1 protein-coding gene is annotated in these 3,075 nt (G+C 45.6%); it reads left to right on the forward strand.

Going from position 1 to position 3,075, the window contains the following annotated elements:
* Nucleotides 1-186: 186 nt before the first annotated feature.
* Nucleotides 187-2,967: a polyribonucleotide nucleotidyltransferase gene (locus A5295_RS05770; protein WP_004109771.1), complete on the forward strand. Its 2,781-nt coding sequence runs from the start codon at nt 187-189 to the stop codon at nt 2,965-2,967.
* The last annotated feature ends 108 nt before the right edge of the window (nt 2,968-3,075 follow it).

The following is a 3,075-nucleotide window of genomic DNA, read 5'->3' on the forward strand; positions in this document are numbered from 1 at the left end:
TAATTAAAGATTGATGTATAACTGAATACGGATGATTGAAGTAACCGAAACAAAAAACACTACGAAATATTGACGTAACGCAAGTGTTGCAAAGAGTGCAAATATTCGCATATAAGTAATAATGCGAAGTCGTCAATGTTATTACGCATGTTGGTTGATTAGGTAAGTTAAGAAAAGGAGGAACCCGTGGAGGGTCCCGAAATTAAGGCTGTAGAAGCCGTTATTGATAATGGTTCATTTGGTAAGCGTACGCTACGCTTTGAAACTGGTCGACTTGCTCAGCAAGCAGATGGTGCTGTTGCCGCATATTTGGATGACGATTCCATGATTTTGTCGACGACGACTGCAGGATCTAGTCCGAAGGAAAATTACGACTTCTTCCCATTAACTGTTGATGTGGAAGAAAAAATGTATGCTGCTGGAAAGATTCCAGGTTCGTTCTTCCGCCGTGAAGGTCGTCCTTCTAACGAAGCAACGTTGGCATGCCGTATTATTGATCGCCCGTTGCGTCCGTTGTTCCCACACACTTTACGTAACGAAGTGCAAGTTGTTGAAACAATTTTGGCAATTAATCCAGATGATGCTTACGATGTTATTGCTTTGAATGCGGCGTCTGCATCTACTATGATTTCTGGTTTGCCATTTGAGGGCCCAGTTTCTGGCGTTCGTTTGGCTTTGATTGATGGCCAGTGGGTTGCTTTCCCACGTTGGAGTGAGCGCGAGCGTGCAGTATTTGAGATTGTTGTGGCTGGTCGTGTGATTGAAAACGGCGATGTTGCTATTGCAATGATTGAGGCTGGTGCTGGTAAGAATGCTTGGAATTTGATTTACAATGATGGTCAAACCAAGCCAGATGAGCAAGTCGTAGCCGGAGGTTTGGAAGCTGCAAAGCCATTTATTAAGGTTATTTGCGATGCTCAAAATGAGTTGAAGCGTATTGCAGCTAAGGAAACTAAGGAATTCCAACTCTTCCCAGAATATACTGACGAACTTTATGCTCGTATTGACGAGATTGCTCATGCTGATTTGAATGAAGCTCTTTCTATTGCTGAAAAGCTTCCTCGTCAAGATCGCATCGCTGAAATTAAGGAAGGCGTGCGTGCTGCAATCGCTGAAGAATTCACTGATATGGACGAAGCCGAAAAGGAAAAGGAACTCGGCAATGCGTTTAAAGAATTGCAGCGTCAAATTGTTCGTCGTCGTATTTTGACTGAAGATTATCGTATTGATGGTCGTGGTTTGCGCGATATTCGTACGCTTTCTGCAGAAGTTGATGTTGTGCCTCGCGTACACGGTTCTGCACTTTTCCAGCGTGGTGAAACTCAGATTTTGGGTGTGACTACTTTGAATATGCTTAAGATGGAGCAGCAGGTTGATGCGCTTTCTGGTCCACAGACTAAGCGTTATATGCACAATTACGAAATGCCTCCATACTCCACTGGTGAAACTGGTCGCGTTGGTTCTCCAAAGCGTCGTGAAATTGGTCACGGTGCTTTAGCTGAGAAGGCTTTGGTTCCAGTTTTGCCAGGTCGCGAAGAGTTCCCATACGCTATTCGTCAGGTGTCTGAAGCTATTGGTTCTAACGGTTCTACTTCTATGGGTTCCGTTTGTGCTTCTACGCTTTCTTTGCTTGCTGCTGGCGTGCCTTTGAAGGCTCCAGTTGCTGGTATTGCTATGGGCTTAGTTTCTGGTGATGTTGATGGAAAGCATATCTTCAAGACTTTGACTGATATTCTCGGTGCAGAAGATGCATTTGGTGATATGGACTTCAAGGTTGCTGGTACTTCTGAATTCATCACTGCTTTGCAGCTCGATACGAAGCTTGATGGTATTCCAGCTGATATTTTAGCTGCCGCTTTGCAGCAGGCACATGAAGCTCGTGCAACGATTCTTGAAGTTATTAACGAATGCATTGATTGCCCAGCTGAGATGAGTCCATTCGCTCCACGCATTATTACAACCACAATTCCTGTAGACAAGATTGGTGAGGTAATTGGGCCTAAGGGCAAGATGATTAACCAAATTCAGGAAGAAACTGGTGCTGAAATCGCTATTGAAGATGACGGTACTGTTTACATTTCTTCTGAAGGCGGAGAAGCTGCTGAGAAAGCTAAGGGAATCATCGATTCTATTGCAAATCCTCGTGTGCCAAAAGCTGGTGAAACTTTCACAGGCAAGGTTGTTAAGACCACAAGCTTTGGAGCTTTTGTGAATTTGACTCCTGGAACTGACGGTTTGCTTCACATTTCACAGATTCGCAATTTAGCAAATGGTGAGCGCATTGACACTGTTGAAGATGTGCTGAAGGAAGGCGATAATGTTGAAGTTATCGTACAAAGCGTAGATGAGCGTGGCAAGATTTCTTTGGCTATTCCAGGTTTTGAAGATCAAGAATCTTCTGCTCCAGCAGTGCGTGAAAATCGTTCCCGCAGTTCTCGCGACGATCGCGATTCTCGTGACTCTCGTGGCGATTACCGTCGTTCTCGCCGTGACGATCGCGATAATCATGACCGTGCGGATCGTGCAGATCGCGATGAGCGTCCTCGTCGCCGCATGCGCGATGACCGTGACGATCGAGATCGCATGGATCGAAATGACCGATACATGGATCGCGATAACCGTTATGATGACCGCAACACTCGTCGAGACGACCGTCGTGCAGATCGTGCAGATCGCGATAACCGTTACAGCGATAACGATTTTGATGAGCGTCCTCGTCGCCGCGTGCGCGATGACCGTGACGATCGTTACGAAAATCGCGATGACCGTGACGATCGTGCAGATCGTGACGACCGTGAAGATCGCTCAAATCGTCGAGATTCAGAAAATCGTCGCGTATCTGATAGAAAGCCGCGTTATGCAGCTGATGACGATCACTATGACGAGTATCGTTCGGCTCGCGAAGAGCGCGCAGAGCGTCCTCGTCGCCGCGTGCGTCGCGATTTTGATCCATTTGAGGAAGATTAATTGCGCAAATAGTATTAAAGCAAAATTATTGCTAGATACTAAATAAAAATAAATATTCGTAGAAATGCCTTCAAGCTGCGTTTGCGTTTGGAGGCATTTCTTTTAGAT

Origin of the sequence: Gardnerella sp. 26-12 (assembly GCF_001660745.1) — a bacterium.
Classification (GTDB): Bacteria; Actinomycetota; Actinomycetes; order Actinomycetales; family Bifidobacteriaceae; genus Bifidobacterium; species Bifidobacterium swidsinskii.